Annotated in this window: 1 protein-coding gene; it reads left to right on the forward strand. The window is 61.5% G+C overall.

What is annotated here, in order from left to right; all coding sequences use genetic code 11:
* The first annotated feature begins 86 nt into the window (after positions 1-86).
* A protein-coding gene (locus KAJ83_RS19160; RefSeq protein WP_210683739.1) for an IS630 family transposase occupies positions 87-1,147 on the forward strand; the annotation gives its coding sequence in 2 pieces (ribosomal slippage) (positions 87-579 and positions 579-1,147; 1,062 coding nt in all).
* The last annotated feature ends 19 nt before the right edge of the window (positions 1,148-1,166 follow it).

Consider the following 1,166-nt stretch of genomic DNA (forward strand, 5'->3'; position numbering starts at 1 on the left):
ATACCAACTCTCGCTGATTGAGACTCACGAGGGATTCCCATGGGGCCGCAAATCTGATTCACCATGACAAACGATGGAGGTTTGTCATGGCGCCGCCGATTGCGGTTCGGACTGATTTTGATGGGACGGCTCTTCGACGGCTGGCGCGTTCTTCCAAAGACGCCGATCAGACCCGACGGCTTTTGGCATTGGCGACGATCTATGACGGCGGGTCGCGGAGCGACGCGGCGAGGGTCGGCGGCGTGACGCTGCAGATCGTCCGGGACTGGGTCTTGCGGTTCAACGCGAGCGGACCGGAAGGCCTCCTCACTCGCAAGGCGCCAGGCCGACAGACGGCCCTCAATGAAGCGCAGCGGAGGGCTTTGGCGGACCGCGTCATGGAGGCCCCCATCCCTTCGGTTCATGGCGTCGTTCGCTGGCGTTTGAAGGACCTGGCGCAGTGGCTCCATGAGGAGTTCGGCGTGACAGTCCACTTTGGGACTGTCAGCCGAGAGCTTCGGGCGATGGGCTTCCGCAGGCTCTCCGCCCGGCCACAACACCACGCCCAGAGCGAGGAGGCGCTGGCCGATTTTAAAAAAACTTCGCAGCCTGCGTCGCGTCCATCAAAAGGAAGCTCCCGCCGGAAACCCCGCTAGAGATCTGGTGGCAGGACGAAGCGCGCGTCGGCCAGAAGACGAAGATCACAAGGCGCTGGGCGCTCAGAGGGACGCGCCCTCGCGCGCCGCAAGATCAAAGGACGAAGTCGGCCTACATCTTCGGCGCCATCTGTCCGGCCAGGGGTGTGGGAGCCGCTCTTGTCCTTCCTCGCTGCAACATCCAGGCGATGCAATGGCATCTCGACGAGATCGCTCGAAACGTCGCCCCTGGCGCTCACGCCCTGCTGATATGCGATCAGGCGGGCTGGCATATGACGGAGAAGCTCACCGTTCCCGGCAACCTCACCATCGTCCCGCTACCGCCAAGAGCCCCGGAACTGAACCCGGTCGAAAACGTCTGGCAGTTCCTGCGCGAGAACTGGCTCTCCAACAGGATATTCAAATCCTACGACGAGATCGTCGATATCTGTTGCCACGCGTGGCGACAGTTCCTGGACCAACCGTGGAAGATCATGTCCATCGGATATCGACAATGGGCCCATGAATGGTGATCAGCGCGAAATGGTATAA

This window comes from Marivibrio halodurans, from assembly GCF_017963645.1.
Lineage (GTDB): Bacteria > Pseudomonadota > Alphaproteobacteria > UBA8366 > Aestuariispiraceae > Marivibrio > Marivibrio halodurans.